The organism is Syntrophomonas wolfei subsp. wolfei str. Goettingen G311 (genome assembly GCF_000014725.1).
Lineage (GTDB): Bacteria > Bacillota > Syntrophomonadia > Syntrophomonadales > Syntrophomonadaceae > Syntrophomonas > Syntrophomonas wolfei.
The window spans coordinates 2,562,501-2,579,738 of sequence record NC_008346.1; the positions used below are offsets into that span (position 1 = coordinate 2,562,501).

Here is a 17,238-nt window from a genome sequence, read left to right on the forward strand (position 1 = left end):
CGGGGGATCAAGCACTATCACATCAATAGGCTCATCTATCCGCGCCACTACTCTTTCACAGAAACCGTGGATGAACTCTACATTGTATATGCCAGCTTCTATAGCATTACTACGAGCATCATGAATAGCCGGTTCATAGCTCTCCACCCCAATCACCCGCTCCGCCTGCCGGGCCAGGTTGAGGGCTATACTGCCTACTCCACAAAAGGCGTCCAGAACTGTTTTACCGGAAAAATCGACTAATGAAAGGATGAGCCTGATCATCTCTTCGGCCTGGCAATGATTCACCTGGAAAAAGGCTCCAGGGGATAAAGCAAATTTCACCTGACCCAGTTTGTCCAACAGGCGCTGAGGGCCGGAAATATAGTGGCAGGTGTTTTTTTCTATAACCACCACCGAATCGCTGATAGCACTAAGCTCTGCCCAGATCTCGGGTGCAGGCCAGCCTTGCAACCCCTTCCATATGAGCATGGTTGAGTGATCCAGGGATGATTCTCGTAAGGTTATTTCACTGCCAGTAGCAGGCTGGATTAAGGGTAAAAGAGCCTTTACCCTGGCTGTTAGGCAGTTCATTTTTTCCGAGATAAGCCGGCAGTGGGAAATGGGAAGCAGCTGACGGCTGGCCTCACGAAAGAAGCCGAGAACAGGCTCCTGCTTCCCCGTTGCGGCCATATGCCAGGTGACCTTGTTGCGATAATGCCAGGGCTCCGGCATTGACAGGACCGGTTCAACCACGGTAGCGATCTTAGCGATACGCTGAATTGCATCCTTTACTACCTGGCGCTTCAGAACCAGTTCCTCTTCATACTTCGCATGCTGGTAGGCACAACCGCCACATTCATAATAATGAGGGCAGAGCGGAGTAAGGCGGTAGGGTGAGGCTTCCAGCAGTTGCACTAACTGCGCCCGGGCAAAACGAGCCCGATTATCCGTAATGACAATTTCCACCACTTCACCGGGTAGGGCCTGTGGTACAAAAACGACCTTTCCGCCAACGCGGGCTACCCCTTCACCTTGATGGTTTATCCTCTCAATAGAACAGCGCAAAATAACCTCCTGCAGGGGCCTATCTTGACATATATCTATAACCCTTATTGTAGGCTTATTGTACTACCATTAGACTACGTAGTCCATTATTGTAAAAATTCGAAACTTTCATCTCATAACCGGGTTAATGGGATGGCTTTTTTTCTTATGCCTTAACTGTGTTTAGAAAAAGGTCTTCATGAAAACGAGGCTTATCTTCGTGTTATACTGAAAGAAAAAAAAGTATCAACAGGCCTGGTAAAGCAGTAAAATAAGAATGTCGGAGGAGATTGTTGGAGGAGGAATTTCGGTGAGGCTGGCTCAGAGGGCAGAGTTTAATTCAAGTAAATTATTCTTGCTTAAAATGCTTGTCATTCTTTTGACTGCTCTGCTTGGGGCTATACTTGCTGTTTGGCTGTTGGGTAGCACTGCCTTTGACCTCGAAGGTATTGAATTTCGAGCGGGCTTAACTCCGGGCCGAAGCGGTATAACGGAACTGCACTTTCCCCCCTTTGGGGTTGTCGAAGCTAAAACCCATCAGGGACCGGTGAAACTGGTTATCAGCCTGGAACAGATAAGAAGTGACACCCTCAAGTCGCATATAGATAATCTGCCGGATCAGAAACAACTGGTAGAACAGCTACAGAGCAGTGCCCGGAATAAAATAACCGTCTTTGCCCTGCGCCAGGTGGCAGTAGCATTTCTGGGTGCCTTTTTGCTGGTCTTTTTAATCTGGCGTCCTGGCCTGCTCAAGTCCTTACTTTATACTACTGCATCTACGCTAATATTAATATTAATCCTGGCTGGAGTATTCCGTTCCTATGATACGGCAGCCTTTCGCGAGCCGGAATATAAGGGTGTTCTTAGCATGGCTCCAGTAGCGATAAAATTCGCCAGTGATTCCCTTAGTGATTTACAGAAAATCCGTGACAACACCCGGCAAATTGTATCCAATCTGGGCCTGCTTTTTTCCAGTTCTAATAGCCTTACGGTTATGGCCAATCCAGAGGAACAAGGCCAGGTAGTTAAAATACTGCTGGTCAGTGATATACATTCCAACCCGGTGGGAATCGTATTGTGTAAAAGTTTGGCGGCCCGTTTTAAGGTAGATTTCCTGATAAATGCGGGTGATTTAACTGATATGGGCTCACAATTAGAAACTGGTGCTACCCAGGAACTAGCCACAGTGGGTGTACCCCAGTTGTTTGTGGGCGGAAACCATGATAGTCCGGAAACCCTCAATTTTATTACTACTCTGCCCGACAGTCAGGTTTTAAATGGGGAGATGATTAGCCTTAAAGGAGTTAAGGTCCTGGGTTTTGCTGACCCATTATCAGCATCAAAGGCTGTAGAGTATGAGAGTCAGGAAGCAGAACGGGAAAGCTTAAAAGAACAGGTAAGCAGGATAGAGGAGGCGGTTGCGGCCCAGGGGCGTCCTGACATACTGGTAGTGCATAATTACCGGCTGGGGAAAGAAATTGCCCCGCTGGCCGGCCTGGTGGTGGCCGGGCACGACCATCGTATAAGAATAGAAGAGGGGCCGGACGGGGTTTTTGTTGACCCTGGAACTACTGGGGCTTCCGGCTTACGAGGCCTATATTCGGAAAAGGGCATTTCCTATTCAGCAGCTATTGCTTACCTTTTGCCAGGTTCCGGTTTACTGGCAGTAGATATGGTTCAATATAATCCGGTTTCCCACCAGTTTTCCCTGGAAAGACAGGTATTCCAAAGCACAGAACCGGATGATCTGGTTCCGGATCGAGATGCTCACTCAACATAATTGCGAATTCCGCCCGCACATATCATGGGAACAGCTCTGGCGATATATCTTCCTTGATAAAGCTGCATCCCAATGCCAACCTGACTTCACCGGTCTGGAACTGGGTTCCTATTATGTAAAAACAGTGAAAGCAGTTATGGACGGAACATGGAAGAGTGAAGCTTACTGGGGCGGACTGGAAGATGGCATTGTAGACCTTGCTCCAATAAGTGATAAAGTGTCGGCTGATATAATGAAGCTAAGAAGAAAGAGATGACTTTCTGTTACCCTGCGGGGCAACCAGGTGGTCAGCGGGCTGGCCTTAACTATTTTCGGTACTGGTATCAGTGGTTTCATGGGTAAGAGCTATCAGGGCATGCCTGCGGCTGATCCGTTTCGACCGATATCAGTTCCGGTTCTGGGTGATATACCAGTCCTGGGACCCATATTATTTAAGCAGGATGCTCTGGTGTATATCAGCCTTATACTGGCGATTGGCCTCTGGTATATCCTCTTTCGAACCCGCTGGGGTCTGCGTATACGTTCCGTGGGTGAAAACCCTGCGGTAGCAGATGCGGTAGGAATCAGTGTCAGCCGGGTAAGGTATATTTGTACCATATTGGGTGGTATGCTGGCTGGTCTGGGCGGGGCTTATTTGTCTTTAGCCTATGCCCCTTCCTGGCAGGAAAACATGACCGCAGGACGGGGATGGATTGCGGTGGCACTGGTAATCTTTGCTCTCTGGAATCCATTACGGGGACTTTTGGGTTCTTACCTCTTCGGTGGGGTTGAAGCATTAACCTTTCGTATCCAGACCATCGGTATCCATGTGTCATCCTTTTTCCTGGCCATGTTACCGTATTTGTTGACCATTCTTGTCTTGGTACTGGTTACGATTCGTCTCCGGCAGGAGGCAGGAGCACCACGGGCTCTCGGGGTTCCTTATGATCGCGAAGAACGATGACCGGGGAATAGACACCGCGACATTAATAGTGGCTCGGCACTCAGTACCAAATGATTATCTTTAATCTTTAACCAAGATTTTACTGAGTGCTTTGTTTGTTGATGTGGTGAACTAGAATCGGTACTATGTGCCAATCCGACTCCCTGCATGCCGAAAGCTCAAGAGGTGTATGAGAGGAACTTTCTTAGCTAAGTTATGATGAATTCTCTGATTATTTCGTTTTTTGCTGAAAATTATTATTTTATGGATAATTGTGCTAATAATTATAGCTTTATAATATTAGCCAGTGATATACTGAGAAGGATAAAAAAGCAAATTCCTATCTATTATTATCTATATCTATTTTTACTGGGCCTATGAAAAGGAGTTTTAAAACTATGCACCAGGCACTACTGAGCGGAGAAGCCCTGCCCGAAGAGTATTAGTACGGGAGAGATATAAAGATGAGCAACAGCCTTTTTCGTAAAGCCAGTCTGGACAGTTTATCCTCACCGGAGCAGTTGAACGATTATATAAAAGTATCCAACCCGAGCATTTGGATAGTTTTGATGGCTATGTTTATATTGCTGGCGGTGGTATTGATATGGAGCTTTACCGGCAGCCTGCCAACCAGTATACATACAAAAGGCGTTGTTAACAGTGGAAAAGCTGTGGGTTATGTTGATATTACTGAAGCGGGCACTATAAAAGCCGGGCAGAAGGTGAAAGTCCAGGCCGTTAACCAGAATACCGCCATAAACGGGCATATAGACTCGCTTGGAGTTGTTCCCCTGTCTGCTTCTGAGATCACCGCTGAGCTAAAGAGCGATTATCTGGCCCAGGCCCTTGCTCCCAAGGGCTTTGCGGTAACAGTCGATGTTTCTTTGGACAGCTCTGATCTACCCGATAAAACCCTGGTAAATATCAACATTGTAACTGATACGGTCAGACCGATAGATTTTCTTCTAAAATAGGGGAGAGTTCATGCCTGAAATTGCCAAAGTCCCTGTAGTTATGCAAATGGAAGCTTTAGAGTGCGGTGCCGCCAGTCTGGCCATGATACTGGCTTTTCATGGCAAATGGGTTCCGTTGGAACGAGTGCGGAGCGACTGCGGAGTATCCCGCGATGGCAGCAATGCCGTAAACATCCTGCGGGCGGCGCGTGCCTACGGCATGGGAGCCTCAGGGTATCGTCTGGAACTTGACGATGTCAAACAGATAGAATATCCGGTGATAATACACTGGAACTTTAATCATTTCGTAGTGTTAAACGGATTTAAGAAAAACTATGCGGTGTTAAATGATCCCGGACGGGGAACGGTTGAGGTACCCATGGAAGAGTTTAATAAATCCTTTACCGGCATTGTGCTTACTTTTTCTAAAACAGCTGATTTTGTGGCCGACGGCCAGCCGCGCAGCGTACTCGATTTTGCCAAAGGCCGTTTAAAAGGCACTCTGGTGCCGATATTATTCGTAATTCTCACCGGTATTCTGACCGCCGTGACGGGGGTTATGACCCCGGTTTTTGCCCGGGTGTTTATGGACCGAATTTTAACCGGGGCCAATCCTGATTGGCTTTATCCCTTTATATTGGCCATGAGTGGCTTGCTCGCTTTTCAGATCATAGTATCTCTTATCAACACCCTGTACATGCTAAAAATCAGAGGCAAACTGGCTATTGTGGCCAACACCACCTTCTTCTGGCATGTCCTGCGCCTGCCGATGGAGTTTTTTTCGCAGCGCATGGCCGGGGATATTGCCGCCCGGCAGAGTTCCAACGAGCTTATCGCCGAAACCTTGATAAGCCAACTGGCCCCGGTCCTGTTAAACCTGGCCATGCTGGTTTTTTATCTGGTGGTTATGATAAAATACAGCCTTTTGCTGACTGCTGTAGGACTTGCGTCTACCTTCATCAATATGTGGGTAGCCCGTATTATTTCAAAGAAACGGGTGAATATAACCCGGGCTCAGATGCGCGACAGCGGTAAACTGGCAGCCACCACCATGAGCGGGATTGAAATGATTGAAACCATAAAAGCATCCGGGGCGGAAAATGGTTATTTTGAACGCTGGGCCGGTTTCCAGGCTTCGGTCAACAGTTCATCGGTCAGGTTTGCCCTGCTCAATCAGTACCTGGGAGCGGTTCCCGGTGCCCTGCAGCAGATTGCTAATCTGGCCGTGCTGGTGCTGGGGGTGATGCTGATCATGAACGGCAAGTTTACGGTAGGTATGCTCCTGGCCTTTCAGGGTTTCATGGCCTCATTTTTAGCGCCTGTGAATGCCTTTATCGGGCTGGGACAGAATATGCAGGAAATGCGTTCTTCCATGGAGAGGATCGAAGATGTGATGAATTACCAGCCCGATGTGGAGTACCTGCCCCAGGCTAAGGACGATGACCGGGGGTACCACAAATTGAGCGGGGCTCTTACCATGAAAAACGTTACCTTTGGCTATTCCCGGCTGGCAAAACCCTTGATTAAAAACTTCAACCTTACTGTCCAACCGGGCCAGAGAATTGCCCTGGTAGGCACCTCAGGGTGCGGAAAATCCACCCTCTCCAAATTGATTTCCGGTCTGTACCGGCCCTGGAGCGGTGTGATCGAGTTTGACGGCCAGGCCCGGGAAGACATCTTCCCGGAGGTTTTTACCGGATCGGTGGCGGTAGTCGATCAGGACATTATCCTGTTTGAGGATACCATTTGCAATAACATAAAGATGTGGGATAAATCTATTGAAGACTTTGAAATGATTTTAGCCGCCCGCGACGCCGGGCTGCATACGGAAATAATGCAGCGGGAGGGCGGCTACAATGGCATGGTCCTGGAGGGAGGCCGAAATTTCTCGGGCGGGCAGCGGCAGAGGATGGAGATAGCCCGGGTGCTGGCCCAGGACCCCAGGATTGTCATTCTGGACGAGGCCACCTCAGCCCTGGATGCCAAAACCGAGTATGAAGTTATACAAGCTATCAAGGACCGGGGCGTAACCTGCATTATTATAGCCCATCGGCTGTCCACCATTCGCGACTGTGATGAAATTATCGTGATGAATAAGGGCAAAGTGGTCGAGCGGGGCCGACATGAAGAACTATACCAAGCCGGGGGCCTTTATACCGAGCTTATTGCCACTGAATAGGAGAGGCTGCCATGAGCAAAGGCTGGTTTGATGAACAGATAAAAAACAGAATCCGGTATGACGAGGAAGGCTTTCAAAATGCCTTCGCCCAACTCTCCTCGGTTGTTCTGGGCAAATCGCTGATATCGTCTGCCTTAAACAGCGACCGCTTGAAAACTAAAAATGCCATCGAGGAAATCCTTAAGTTTTACAATACCGAACCAGTAGAATTACCCGAAGAAGTAGAGGACATGAACGACCAGCTTAAGTACCTGCTGCGTCCAACCGGGATTATGCGAAGGGTGGTAAAACTGCAAGGCAACTGGTGGCGGGATGCTGTGGGACCTATGCTGGGACAGACGAAAAGCGGCGATGTGGTGGCCCTCCTCCCGGTGGGGTTGGCCGGATACGAGTTCTTTGATTACGAAACAGGAGAAAAGCTCAGGCTGTCGCGGAAAACCAGGGATAAGCTACAAGAAGAAGCCTTTTGTTTCTACCGTCCCCTGCCCCTTAAACAACTGGGGCTTACTGATCTGCTGCAGTATATATTAAACACCCTTTCTTCTACGGATATTCTTATGGTAGCCCTGGCCAGTTTGGGGGTAAGCCTCCTGGGCCTGTTCACTCCCTACTTAACGAAACTCATCTTTGAACGGGTCATTCCGGCCGGGGAACCCGGGCTGCTGCTGCCGGTGGCTTTGGTGCTGGTAGGTGTTGCCCTATCTTCAATACTGATTGAAATTACCAAAACGCTTTTAATCGCCCGGGTGCAGACCAAAATGAATATCCCCGTTGAAGCGGCCGCCATGAGCCGGCTACTTTTACTACCAGCGGCCTTTTTTAAAGAATACAACGCCGGTGAGTTGAGTTCGCGCATTTCGGCCATCATGCAGCTCTGTGATATGCTGGCCAATACCTTTCTTTCAACCGGACTCACCGCACTTTTTTCGTTTATTTATGTATTTCAGATTATAAGTTTTGCGCCAGCCCTGGTGTTTCCGGCCCTTATGGTCATCCTGGCGCAATTGGCGGTTACCGTTATAACCGGTTTAGTCGAGCTAAACCTTAACCGCCGCCGCATAGCTCTTAATGCCAGGCTTAACGGTCTAACCTTTGCCAGTTTTTCAGGTGTGCAAAAGATAAAACTGGCCGGCGCTGAACGGCGTGTATTTGCCAAATGGGCGGATACTTTTAAACAGCAGGCGGACATATCCTACAATCCGCCCCTGCTTATTAAGGTACAGCCGGTTGTTGCCAGCGCTATCTCCCTGGGCGGGATCATTATCATATATTACAGCGCCGCGGCGGCCAGTGTTTCCGTTGCCGACTACATGGCCTTCAACGCCTCATTCGGCCTGGTAACCGGCGCCATTATGTCTCTGGCCGGTGTAACCACCTCCTTTGCCAATATAAAGCCGCTGATGGAAATGGTCGGACCCATTTTACAAGCAGTGCCGGAAGTGGGGGAGAACAAGCAGATAATAACCAGCTTGTCCGGCAATATTGAACTAAACAATGTTTCCTTTCGCTACCATGAGGAGATGCCCCTGGTTTTGGACGACATCAGCCTGAAAATAAAGGCCGGTCAATATGTAGCCATAGTCGGAAAAACCGGATGCGGCAAATCAACTCTGATGCGGCTATTGCTTGGGTTTGAAACGCCGCAGAGGGGGGCCATCTATTATGACGGCCGGGATATCGCCCGCCTTGATATGCGCTCCTTAAGGCAGAATATTGGGGCGGTAACCCAGGATGGACGATTATTTTCCGGGGACATTTTCTCCAATATCGTCATCTCCGCTCCCTGGCTGTCGCGAGACGATGCCTGGCAGGCTGCGGAACTGGCCGGTATAGCCGATGATATTCGAGCCATGCCCATGGGCATGCACACCGTGATTTCCGAAGGCAGCGGCGGCATTTCCGGCGGTCAGCGCCAGCGCTTGATGATCGCCCGGGCGATTGTGCCCAAACCCCGGATTTTGATGTTTGATGAAGCCACTTCGGCCCTGGATAATATCACCCAGAAACAGGTGTCAGAAGCCCTGGATTCTATGAAAAGCACCCGGATCGTAATAGCCCACCGGCTTTCTACCATTCGTCATTGTGATCGCATCTTAGTCCTTGATAACGGCAAAATCAAGGAAGACGGCTGCTATGACGAACTGCTCCAGAAGGGCAGCTATTTCGCCGAACTGGTGGAGAGGCAGAGGCTGGATGATGACTCATTTGTGGGCAAGACCACGCTGTTTTAGGGCTGTCAACCAAAATTTTTTTACATCCTGAGCTACTTTTTCAAGTTCATCGTATATATAACTATACTTTTGGTGACAAAAGCTTTCTTTGGTTTAAAAAATAATTAAGAGGAAGGAGGGTAATTCAATATGAAAAAAGATTTAAACCATCAATTATTATTGGAAGAGCAGCTTAAAGCTGTGCAAGGCGGGCGCGGTAATTCATTAGTGACGGTCATACTTAGATGTTTATATCCAGGATGCACCTGGAGTCATCGTTGTTCTCCATCAAATGAGCAACAAGCACGTCAGGAGCATACTCAGAACAACCCAGGACATAATGAATTTTCTGCGGACGTAGAAAGCCCTATGTAAATAGGAATAGGCAGCGGTGTGCTACAAATACCTGGCAGTTTCCTCCGATGCTTAATTCGAGCTTTGCCCAAAAAGCCCAAACTGAGAAATGCAGCGAGTTTAGAGTATGATTAAGAATGGAGGAATGAATAATGGAAAAGTCTAAAATTTCAGACCAAGAACTCAAAAAGGTATCCGGGGGTCGTGATGAATACGAGAATTATTTTTGCACTCAGCTAGATAAGCAGACCTTTGAATTCCATTATAAACGTGGCCAGAATAATGAATGCCCTCGGTATATAGGCAGTGGTCATTATCCGGCCTGCAGTAATTGCTTTCATATACAACCCCGTATGTGAATGCATAATAAATTGCGACGGGGAAGCTGGGAATATAATACCGGTCTGTCCCGTCTATTTACATCCTGAGCTACTTTTTCAAGTTCATCGTATATATAAATATACTTTTGGTAACAAAAGCTTTCTTTGGTTTAAAAAATAATTAAGAGGAAGGAGGGTAATTCAATATGAAGAAAGATTTAAACCATCAATTATTATTGGAAGAGCAGCTTAAAGCTGTGCAAGGCGGGTACGATACAGAGGATGTTAATGCAAAAATGACGATCATATTTAGATGTTTATATCCAGGGTGCAACTGGAGTTATCGTTGTTCTACAGCGGGTGGAGGGGAGCAAGCACGTCACGAACATACTCAGAACAACCCAGGACATAATGAATTTTCTGCGGACGTACAGTGGTAAATGGGAATAGGCAGCGGTGTGCCGCAAATACTTGGCAGTTTCTTCTGCTGCTTATCCGGGTGCCGCAGAAGCAAAGGGACGTTCTTTTTGCTTCCTAAGGTGGAAGCAAGGGGACGTTCTTTTTGCTTCCTGCTATTTTTGCATCAATAATTTTATCATACGCGCCCGTAAACTAAGCATTTTATATTTACTCCGTCCTTATTCAAGCATTATTCAAAGCGTTTTCTATGGCGAATTTAATTTCTCCATATATTCTCTTTTTCTTCTGGCGATTTCTTCACGCTCGGATTTAATTACAGCAATAACATCAACTTGCTCAATCGCATCATCAAATACCGGCTGTCCATCTCCCGATAAAGATACCTGATAGCAAGAACCATCCCTATTCCGGGTTAAATACCCAGCATCTACTAACATACGTCGCAATGTAACATGATCAATATCTTTCATTGGGGTAAGGTTACTTATATTGCTTATCCAATAATCAAGATTCCGGTTAATCTCTTTCTCGCTGAAGATGGCTGTTTTATCTAAAGTTAGAATTGCGCTTTTGAGCAAAACATGCAAATTAGTATAATCACTGGGAAATTCGGATAAGCCGCTTCGCAAAAATATGTTAAGCAAACGTTTTATAAAATTCTCCCGGGAAATTATTTTTTTATTTTCCATATCATATCCCTCCTCTTGCTCCAATTCATGAAAAGATCAACAATGTACTCAATAGCTACCTGGGCATCAAAAGATTCCGGCTTCATGTAAAACTCCTGAGCCACTTCAATAAAAGCAAACTCAAATAGTGCAAGCAGTATATCCAAGGGTATATCCTGCCGGATTTCCTTGTTTTCCTGTCCCAGTACTATAATTTCCTGGCCAGCAGTTTAATACCGCTTTTCACCCCTGCGTCTCGGTGCAGGGGAATCATATTTTGGAAGCAAAAAGAACGTCCCCCTGCTTTCTGCGTCCCGCTGCAGGGAAATTCTTTGTATATTTAAACTAAATCGTAATCTTCGCTCGTTCCCGTATAAAAGCAATCTCGCGATCGATGTCGCCTTGAATTTCGGCAATGCGGCTCTCGGCATCAGGACCTTTAAGCAGGCGGTTGAAGCGACCCTGCTTCATTAAGTATTCATCCACCGGAGCAGCGTCTTTTTTACCGCTGATGATAAGCGAGCTGGGGTTATTAAAGCTGATCTTGCCATTTTCTGCTTCCCATAACAGCCAGGCACCGCTGCGCACAGCCATACGGCTCATCTGCACGGTTTCCGGCATATCGAACTGCCAACCTAAATAGCAGGGGGCCTGAATTTCGATGTATTTCATGCCCGGGATGTTTTTGGCTTTTACCACCTTGTCGTACAGGTCGCCGGGGTAAGCCACGGTGGCAGTAGCCACATAGGGAATATTGTGCTCCAACATCAGCAGGGCCATGTTTTTCTTGGGTTGGCGCTTGCCGGTAGGGGTGGTGGTGGTGAAGCTGCCGCGCGGGGTGGCTCCGCTGCGTTGCACACCGGTGTTGCTGTAGGCTTCGTTGTTATAGCAAAAGAAAATGATATTATCGTTGCGCTCGGCTGCGCCTGATAAGGCCTGAAAGCCGATGTCATAGGTGCCGCCATCGCCTACCCAGGCGAATACGGTAGGCAGCTCGCCTTGCAGGCGGCCCTTTTCCTGCATTACTTCCAACGCGTGGGTAATACCGGAGGCTGAAGAGCCAGCAGACGCAAATGTAATATTAATGCAGGGCCAATTATAACCCAGCTTGGGGGTCATGCCCATGCTGGCTACCGAACAGGAGGGGGTCAACAGCATGATGGCGTTTGAACCCAGAGCCTTGCCTACGATGCGCAAGGCCATGGTGGCGGGGCAGCCGCCACAGGCTCCGTTGCCGCTTAAAACCTGCTCAATATCCGGTAATTTTTTAATACTGGTAGCCATATCTCATCCATTCCTTTCCTGGTCTATGCTTTTTATGCTTTCTATTCATCCATCATGGCACGAATCTCGGCGGCCATGAATTGGCGGGTCAAGTCTATGCCGCCAATGCCCATTACCCGGTTTTTAACCGTGATGTCATTGCGGCGGCCAAAGAGCACGCTTTTCAGCTCTGCAGCCAAAATACCGCCGGGGTGGCCAAAGTTATAATTACGATCCAGTACCATCACCTGCGCATTTTGCGGCAGCGCACTTATGATATCCTCGGCCGGGAAGGGCAGATACAGGCGCGGTCTGACCAGGCCAGCTTTGATGCCCTGCTGGCGAAGGATATCGATAGAAAGTCTTAATTCTGCTCCCATACTGTTGATGGCAAAGGCTACTACTTCGGCGTCTTCCAAGCGATAGGTGTCGATGGTGTCACCATCCCACATGCCGGTGATATCCTTGTATTCCTGCGCTGCCTGCTTTACCAGCGGGATGGATGCCATGATATCATCGGACAGCATCTGGCGAAAGGGTGCGTATTCAGGTGCATTGGTCACATTGCTGAAGGAAGAGGGATGAGCCGGGTCCAGCCGCCATTCCGGTTCATACGGGGGCAAGAAACGGTCGATATCCTCCTGTGACGGCAGGGTGAGGGGCATCAGACAATGGGAAATAGCAAAGCCGTCAAAGTTGACCATCACCGGGATATTGATCTGTTCGGCCACGCGGAAGGCTTGCAAAATAGTGTTGAACACCTCCTGATTGGAGGAGCAGTGATATTGAATCCAGCCGGTATCACGCTGAGCCATTGAGTCCTGATGATCAGCCCACAGGGTCCAGGGGGCAAAAATACCGCGGTTAACATTACACATTACCACCGGCAAACGTCCTCCGGAAGCCATATGTAAAACTTCGTGCATATACAACAGGCCGTTGGCTGAAGTGGCGGTAAAAACGCGGGCGCCGGCAGCAGATGCGGCTACGGCAGCAGCCATGGAGCTGTGTTCGCCTTCCACCGGGATGAAACGGGCGTGCAGTTCGCCATTTTCCACCATGGCGGCCAGCGCTTCCATAATGCTGGTCTGGGGGGTGATAGGGTAGCCGGGTACTACATCCACCCGGGCGCTTTTTACGGCCAGCGCGGCGGCATGGGCACCGGTATCCATAATAACTTGTGCTGTTTTCATACGGCTACTCCTCCATTTCCATGCTGATTGCGCCGGTGGGGCATTCTACGGCGCATACGCCGCAGCCCTTGCAGTAGCGGTAATCAATAGTAATTTCTTGGCGGTCAATGACCGCTTCCGGACAATATACCCAGCAAATCTGGCACTTGTTACATATCTGAGTGTCAACTACCGGACGATGCGTTCGCCAGGAACCGGTGTTACCGCCGGCTCCTTTCATCGGCCAGGAAATGGGCCGGTAGGCTTTCGTTACTGATTTCATTTATTTCCATTCCTTTCGCTAATCCAAATATATGTGCTATATGCTAATCTGCGTTACGCTGTTTAAGCATCGGAAAAACTGCGGAAGCAGTTTCAACCCAGCATTGCAACGAGGTGAGGGGGGACCCGACCACTTAAAAAAGCATGGGACACAGTTTCACTTCGTTATAAGCCTTGCCAGCAGCTCCCAGATTACGCGCTTCGTTATTGCCCGGCCATTTATTCAGGATGGTTTGTTCCATAATATTTTGCGGAATGTTTAGCACCCGGCACACCGCGCCAAACAGCGGGATATTGATAATGGGGCCATCGGCCGAAAATAGTTCGGCTTCGCGGGCGATAGCTTCGGCGTCCACCTGCCAGGTGCAGTATTTCTCCACGGCTTCGGCGTAGGGAGCATTGATGATCACGCTGCCCTTCTCAGTTATGCCTTCACTGACCGCCGCTTTGGTAAGCTTTTCGCTCATTACTACTACATAATCCGGCAGTTCGCATTGACTGTGCGCGTGGATACTACTGGGGGACATACGCACTGCTGCCCGTACCGGCGCTCCGCGACGTTCTACGCCAAAGAAAGGCAAGGCCTGCCCTTGTTCACCGTTTTCCAGCGCAGCCTGCGCTAACAAGTGAGCCAGGGTAACGGAACCCTGCCCGCCAAAGCCATTGATTCGTAGTTCTAACATATTGTTCATATCGCTCCTCCATTCTTCTATGCTGTGCCAAAGGCTCTTCTCTAAAAAGTACTTATGCCTTTAGCCATTATTCCTCACTGCTTTAAAGTCCATCGGGAAGCAGGTAGATAGTCCTCCCCGATAAAAAAACAAAACCCTTCGCTCAGAACTCTGAGACGAAGGGTTAAACTCCGCGGTACCACTCAAATTAACGGCTAATGCCGTTCACTCCATCAGGATGCGGGATCTTAAGATCCGATATCCCCTTCATTTTAACGGTTGAAGTTCCGTCCGAGCCTACTTTCTAAAATGATTTCGGTCGGCAACTCCAGGGTGAGTTCCACTTGCCTCTTCGACCGCCTCACACCAAACAGCGGTTCTCTATAGCCTGAGGATCAGCTTACTATTCCCTGTCATCGTCATTTTTTGAATATTGCATTTATTATACTGAGCTGCGGTTTTTCTGTCAACATTTCTTTTTAGTATCGGAAAGAAACTACCAAGCAATTTTAACACAGCGCTACAACGAGGCGGGGGGATTAGAATCCGCCGCCCATTTTGTTAACGAGAACCCGACCGTTTAAAGAAGCGGGGGGCATATTTCACTTCGAGCTTGTATAAGAAAGTGACTTTTTGCAGCGGACTAAACTCTTAATATTTGAGCATCCCTGTTTTATTCATGTTAAAATAATACAGACTTGCTCAACTTTTTGCTTATAGTCAAGGAAATATTCACAAACAGGACGGTGTTATGATGATTGCGACTCGGGTCTTTGACACTTGAATAAAAACGAGGAAGCAAGGAAGCCTTTGAAATAGGGGCTTTCTTTATTTTTTTCTGTCAAATTTTCATAAATATTATTGAGTAATATTGAGTAATGTGAGATAATTAGAGGGAAAGGAGGCATTAATATGCGGCTGTCAATTTCCAAGTCTAAGAACTCCACTTCCCTTTATGTCATTAAATCCACCTACGAAAACGGTATCCATTCTTCTAAAGTCGTTGAAAGTCTCGGCACGGTCGAGGAGCTTAATAAAAAGCTGGATGGCAGGGATCCTATCGAGTGGGCCAAGGAGTATATCGCAAAGCTTAACGAGAAGGAAAAGCTGAACAAACGCGAAGTCCTGGTCAAGTATTCCCCGGTCAAGATTATCGACAAAGGCCAGCAGCGCTTATTCAACGGCGGGTACCTTTTTTTGCAGAAGATATATCACGAACTGAAGCTTGATAAAATGTGCTGGGCTATCGCTAAGAAGTACAATTTCTCTTACGACCTGAATTCCATCCTATCCAGGCTTGTCTACGCGAGGGTTATCTACCCTTCCTCCAAGCTTTCTACCTACCAACTTTCATCAAGGTTCATGGAGCAGCCCTCGTTTGACCTCCACCAAATCTACCGTGCGTTGGAGATAATAGCCAAAGAGGCTGACTCTATTCAGGCGTCCCTTTATTCCAACAGCCTGGCAGTATCAAAGAGGAACACCCGGGTGCTGTACTACGACTGCACCAATTACTTCTTCGAAATAGAGCAGGAGTCAGGCATCAAGCAATACGGCTACTCCAAAGAGCATCGCCCCAACCCCATTGTCCAGATGGGGCTTTTCATGGATGGGGACGGGGTGCCCCTGGCTGTATATATCGGCAAAGGCAATACTAACGAGCAGCTGACTCTAAAGCCGCTGGAGAAGAAAATACTGTCTGACTTTAATTGCTCCAAGTTCATCGTCTGCACCGATGCCGGGCTCGCCTCCAATAGCAACCGGCAGTTCAACAACCAGGGCGAGCGAGCTTTTATCACTACGCAATCGATCAAGAAACTGAAGAAGCACCTAAAGGAATGGGCATTGAGCCCTGAGGGCTGGCACCTCCCGGACGACAGCTCCATATACAGTCTGGACAAGATTGATGAGAAAAAAGACCTGGAAAAGATTTTTTACAAGGAACGCTGGATTGTGGAGGATGGGCTGGAGCAGAAGCTTATTGTGTCTTTTTCGCTCAAGTACCAAAACTACCAGCGTAAGGTCAGGAACGCCCAAATTGAGCGTGCCCGCAAAGTCCTTGATACGAATTTGGGCAAGTTGAAGAAGGTGAACCAAAACGACTACAAGCGTTTTATCAAGAAAACCAGCATCACCCCAGAGGGGGAGGTCGCCAGCAAGGCGGTATATGAAATCGATAATTCTGTCATCCAGAAAGAGGAGGCTTTTGATGGCTTCTACGCGGTCTGCACCAACCTTGACGGCGACACCGCTGCCCTCCTTACGGTAAACAGGAGGCGTTGGCGGATCGAGGAATGCTTCAGAATCATGAAAAGCGAGTTTAGGGCTAGGCCGGTATACCTCAGCCGCGACGACAGGATAACGGCGCATTTCATTACATGTTTTATCGCGCTGGTGGTCTACCGACTCTTGGAGAAGAAGCTGGGCGAGCAGTACACGTGCAGCGAGATCGTTCAGGGGCTGCGGGACATGAATTTCTATGAGGTCAAGGGGGAGGGGTTCGTCCCCACCTATATGAGAACGGACTTCACCGACAGCCTTCATGATGCTTTTGGCTTCCGTACTGACTACCAGATACTCACCATGCGACAGATGAAAAATATTTTTAAAGCTACTAAGTCTTAGACAAATATTACTCACTTTTAATTAATGCATAAAGAGCTCGCAAACTCCTTACTTTAGGGGTTTGCGAGCTCTTTTCTCTTCTCTAAGTGTCAAAGACGGGATTATACTGAGCTGCGGTTTTTCTGTCAACATTTCTTTTTAGTATCGGAAAGAAACTACCAAGCAATTTTAACACAGCGCTACAACGAGGCGGGGGGATTAGAATCCGCCGCCCATTTTGTTAACGAGAACCCGACCGTTTAAAGAAGCGGGGGGCATATTTCACTTCGAGCTTGTATAAGAAAGTGACTTTTTGCAGCGGACTAAACTCTTAATATTTGAGCATCCCTGTTTTATTCATGTTAAAATAATACAGACTTGCTCAACTTTTTGCTTATAGTCAAGGAAATATTC

The 17,238-nt window shown here is 48.1% G+C and carries 17 protein-coding genes and 1 other annotated feature (1 of these 18 cut by a window edge); of the genes, 10 read left to right on the forward strand and 7 right to left on the reverse strand.

The window, feature by feature from the left end:
* Nucleotides 1-1,047, reverse strand: the 5' portion of a protein-coding gene (gene rlmD, locus SWOL_RS11500; RefSeq protein WP_011641601.1) for a 23S rRNA (uracil(1939)-C(5))-methyltransferase RlmD. Its footprint begins 213 nt before the window's first position; the window shows 1,047 of its 1,260 coding nt (coding positions 1-1,047); the start codon lies at nt 1,045-1,047; its stop codon lies beyond the left edge, outside the window.
* A gap of 289 nt (nt 1,048-1,336) precedes the next feature.
* Here rlmD and SWOL_RS11505 point away from each other — a divergent pair, with 289 nt between their 5' ends.
* The 9 genes from SWOL_RS11505 (at nt 1,337) to SWOL_RS11545 (ending at nt 10,184) form a co-directional block, all read left to right on the forward strand.
* Complete coding sequence (locus tag SWOL_RS11505) at nt 1,337-2,806, forward strand: metallophosphoesterase family protein (RefSeq protein WP_011641602.1); 1,470 nt, start codon at nt 1,337-1,339, stop codon at nt 2,804-2,806.
* Nucleotides 2,790-3,062: a hypothetical protein gene (locus tag SWOL_RS14665; protein ID WP_011641603.1), complete on the forward strand. Its 273-nt coding sequence runs from the start codon at nt 2,790-2,792 to the stop codon at nt 3,060-3,062. Before SWOL_RS11505 ends, SWOL_RS14665 begins: the two co-directional genes overlap by 17 nt.
* A 12-nt stretch (nt 3,063-3,074) precedes the next feature.
* Nucleotides 3,075-3,749 carry an ABC transporter permease subunit gene (locus SWOL_RS11515; protein WP_081424855.1) on the forward strand — a complete coding sequence of 225 codons (675 nt, stop codon included), beginning with the start codon at nt 3,075-3,077 and terminating at the stop codon, nt 3,747-3,749.
* Between the two features lie 443 nt (nt 3,750-4,192).
* Nucleotides 4,193-4,702, forward strand: coding sequence for a hypothetical protein (locus tag SWOL_RS11520; RefSeq protein WP_011641605.1), 510 nt, complete (start codon nt 4,193-4,195; stop codon nt 4,700-4,702).
* A 10-nt stretch (nt 4,703-4,712) separates the two neighbouring features.
* Complete coding sequence (locus SWOL_RS11525; RefSeq protein WP_011641606.1) at nt 4,713-6,860, forward strand: NHLP family bacteriocin export ABC transporter peptidase/permease/ATPase subunit; 2,148 nt, start codon at nt 4,713-4,715, stop codon at nt 6,858-6,860.
* 11 nt (nt 6,861-6,871) lie between these two features.
* Entirely contained in the window at nt 6,872-9,091 is a 2,220-nt protein-coding gene (locus SWOL_RS11530) for an NHLP bacteriocin export ABC transporter permease/ATPase subunit (protein ID WP_011641607.1), read from the forward strand.
* 129 nt (nt 9,092-9,220) lie between these two features.
* A complete protein-coding gene (locus SWOL_RS11535; RefSeq protein ID WP_041427566.1) occupies nt 9,221-9,445 on the forward strand; it encodes a hypothetical protein in 225 nt (74 codons plus the stop codon).
* A 131-nt stretch (nt 9,446-9,576) separates the two neighbouring features.
* Entirely contained in the window at nt 9,577-9,783 is a 207-nt protein-coding gene (locus tag SWOL_RS11540) for a hypothetical protein (RefSeq protein WP_041427567.1), read from the forward strand.
* A gap of 167 nt (nt 9,784-9,950) precedes the next feature.
* Entirely contained in the window at nt 9,951-10,184 is a 234-nt protein-coding gene (locus SWOL_RS11545; RefSeq protein WP_041427568.1) for a hypothetical protein, read from the forward strand.
* Nucleotides 10,185-10,409: 225 nt separating this feature from the next.
* Here SWOL_RS11545 and SWOL_RS11550 read toward each other — a convergent pair whose 3' ends face one another.
* From SWOL_RS11550 to SWOL_RS11570, 6 genes are all read right to left on the reverse strand, one after another.
* Nucleotides 10,410-10,853 carry a DUF2087 domain-containing protein gene (locus SWOL_RS11550; RefSeq protein ID WP_011641608.1) on the reverse strand — a complete coding sequence of 148 codons (444 nt, stop codon included), beginning with the start codon at nt 10,851-10,853 and terminating at the stop codon, nt 10,410-10,412.
* Nucleotides 10,835-10,999 (reverse strand): hypothetical protein, encoded by a 165-nt coding sequence (locus SWOL_RS14460; protein WP_011641609.1) that lies wholly within the window; start codon nt 10,997-10,999, stop codon nt 10,835-10,837. Before SWOL_RS14460 ends, SWOL_RS11550 begins: the two co-directional genes overlap by 19 nt.
* A 178-nt stretch (nt 11,000-11,177) precedes the next feature.
* Nucleotides 11,178-12,116, reverse strand: a complete 939-nt coding sequence (locus SWOL_RS11555; protein ID WP_011641610.1) for a thiamine pyrophosphate-dependent enzyme — start codon at nt 12,114-12,116, stop codon at nt 11,178-11,180.
* Nucleotides 12,117-12,157: 41 nt separating this feature from the next.
* A complete protein-coding gene (locus SWOL_RS11560; protein WP_011641611.1) occupies nt 12,158-13,288 on the reverse strand; it encodes a 2-oxoisovalerate:ferredoxin oxidoreductase subunit alpha in 1,131 nt (376 codons plus the stop codon).
* Between the two features lie 4 nt (nt 13,289-13,292).
* Nucleotides 13,293-13,550: a 4Fe-4S binding protein gene (locus tag SWOL_RS11565; RefSeq protein ID WP_011641612.1), complete on the reverse strand. Its 258-nt coding sequence runs from the start codon at nt 13,548-13,550 to the stop codon at nt 13,293-13,295.
* A gap of 133 nt (nt 13,551-13,683) precedes the next feature.
* Nucleotides 13,684-14,241 (reverse strand): 2-oxoacid:acceptor oxidoreductase family protein, encoded by a 558-nt coding sequence (locus SWOL_RS11570; protein WP_011641613.1) that lies wholly within the window; start codon nt 14,239-14,241, stop codon nt 13,684-13,686.
* A 148-nt stretch (nt 14,242-14,389) separates the two neighbouring features.
* Nucleotides 14,390-14,646 (reverse strand) — a binding site (T-box leader).
* Between the two features lie 486 nt (nt 14,647-15,132).
* On the opposite strand from SWOL_RS11570, the gene SWOL_RS11575 reads away from it, so the two are divergent.
* On the forward strand, nt 15,133-16,845 hold the full coding sequence (locus tag SWOL_RS11575) for an IS1634 family transposase (RefSeq protein ID WP_011641140.1): 1,713 nt from the start codon (nt 15,133-15,135) through the stop codon (nt 16,843-16,845).
* Nucleotides 16,846-17,238: the final 393 nt, after the last annotated feature.

Coding starts and splice junctions, on each gene's coding strand:
- SWOL_RS11535 (WP_041427566.1), top strand. CDS start 9,221: ATGAAAAAAGATTTAAACCATCAATTATTATTGGAAGAGCAGCTTAAA.
- SWOL_RS11550 (WP_011641608.1), bottom strand. CDS start 10,853: ATGGAAAATAAAAAAATAATTTCCCGGGAGAATTTTATAAAACGTTTG.
- SWOL_RS11560 (WP_011641611.1), bottom strand. CDS start 13,288: ATGAAAACAGCACAAGTTATTATGGATACCGGTGCCCATGCCGCCGCG.
- SWOL_RS11540 (WP_041427567.1), top strand. CDS start 9,577: ATGGAAAAGTCTAAAATTTCAGACCAAGAACTCAAAAAGGTATCCGGG.
- SWOL_RS14665 (WP_011641603.1), top strand. CDS start 2,790: ATGCTCACTCAACATAATTGCGAATTCCGCCCGCACATATCATGGGAA.
- SWOL_RS11575 (WP_011641140.1), top strand. CDS start 15,133: ATGCGGCTGTCAATTTCCAAGTCTAAGAACTCCACTTCCCTTTATGTC.
- SWOL_RS11570 (WP_011641613.1), bottom strand. CDS start 14,241: ATGAACAATATGTTAGAACTACGAATCAATGGCTTTGGCGGGCAGGGT.
- SWOL_RS11565 (WP_011641612.1), bottom strand. CDS start 13,550: ATGAAATCAGTAACGAAAGCCTACCGGCCCATTTCCTGGCCGATGAAA.
- SWOL_RS11555 (WP_011641610.1), bottom strand. CDS start 12,116: ATGGCTACCAGTATTAAAAAATTACCGGATATTGAGCAGGTTTTAAGC.
- SWOL_RS11530 (WP_011641607.1), top strand. CDS start 6,872: ATGAGCAAAGGCTGGTTTGATGAACAGATAAAAAACAGAATCCGGTAT.
- SWOL_RS11545 (WP_041427568.1), top strand. CDS start 9,951: ATGAAGAAAGATTTAAACCATCAATTATTATTGGAAGAGCAGCTTAAA.
- SWOL_RS11525 (WP_011641606.1), top strand. CDS start 4,713: ATGCCTGAAATTGCCAAAGTCCCTGTAGTTATGCAAATGGAAGCTTTA.
- SWOL_RS11520 (WP_011641605.1), top strand. CDS start 4,193: ATGAGCAACAGCCTTTTTCGTAAAGCCAGTCTGGACAGTTTATCCTCA.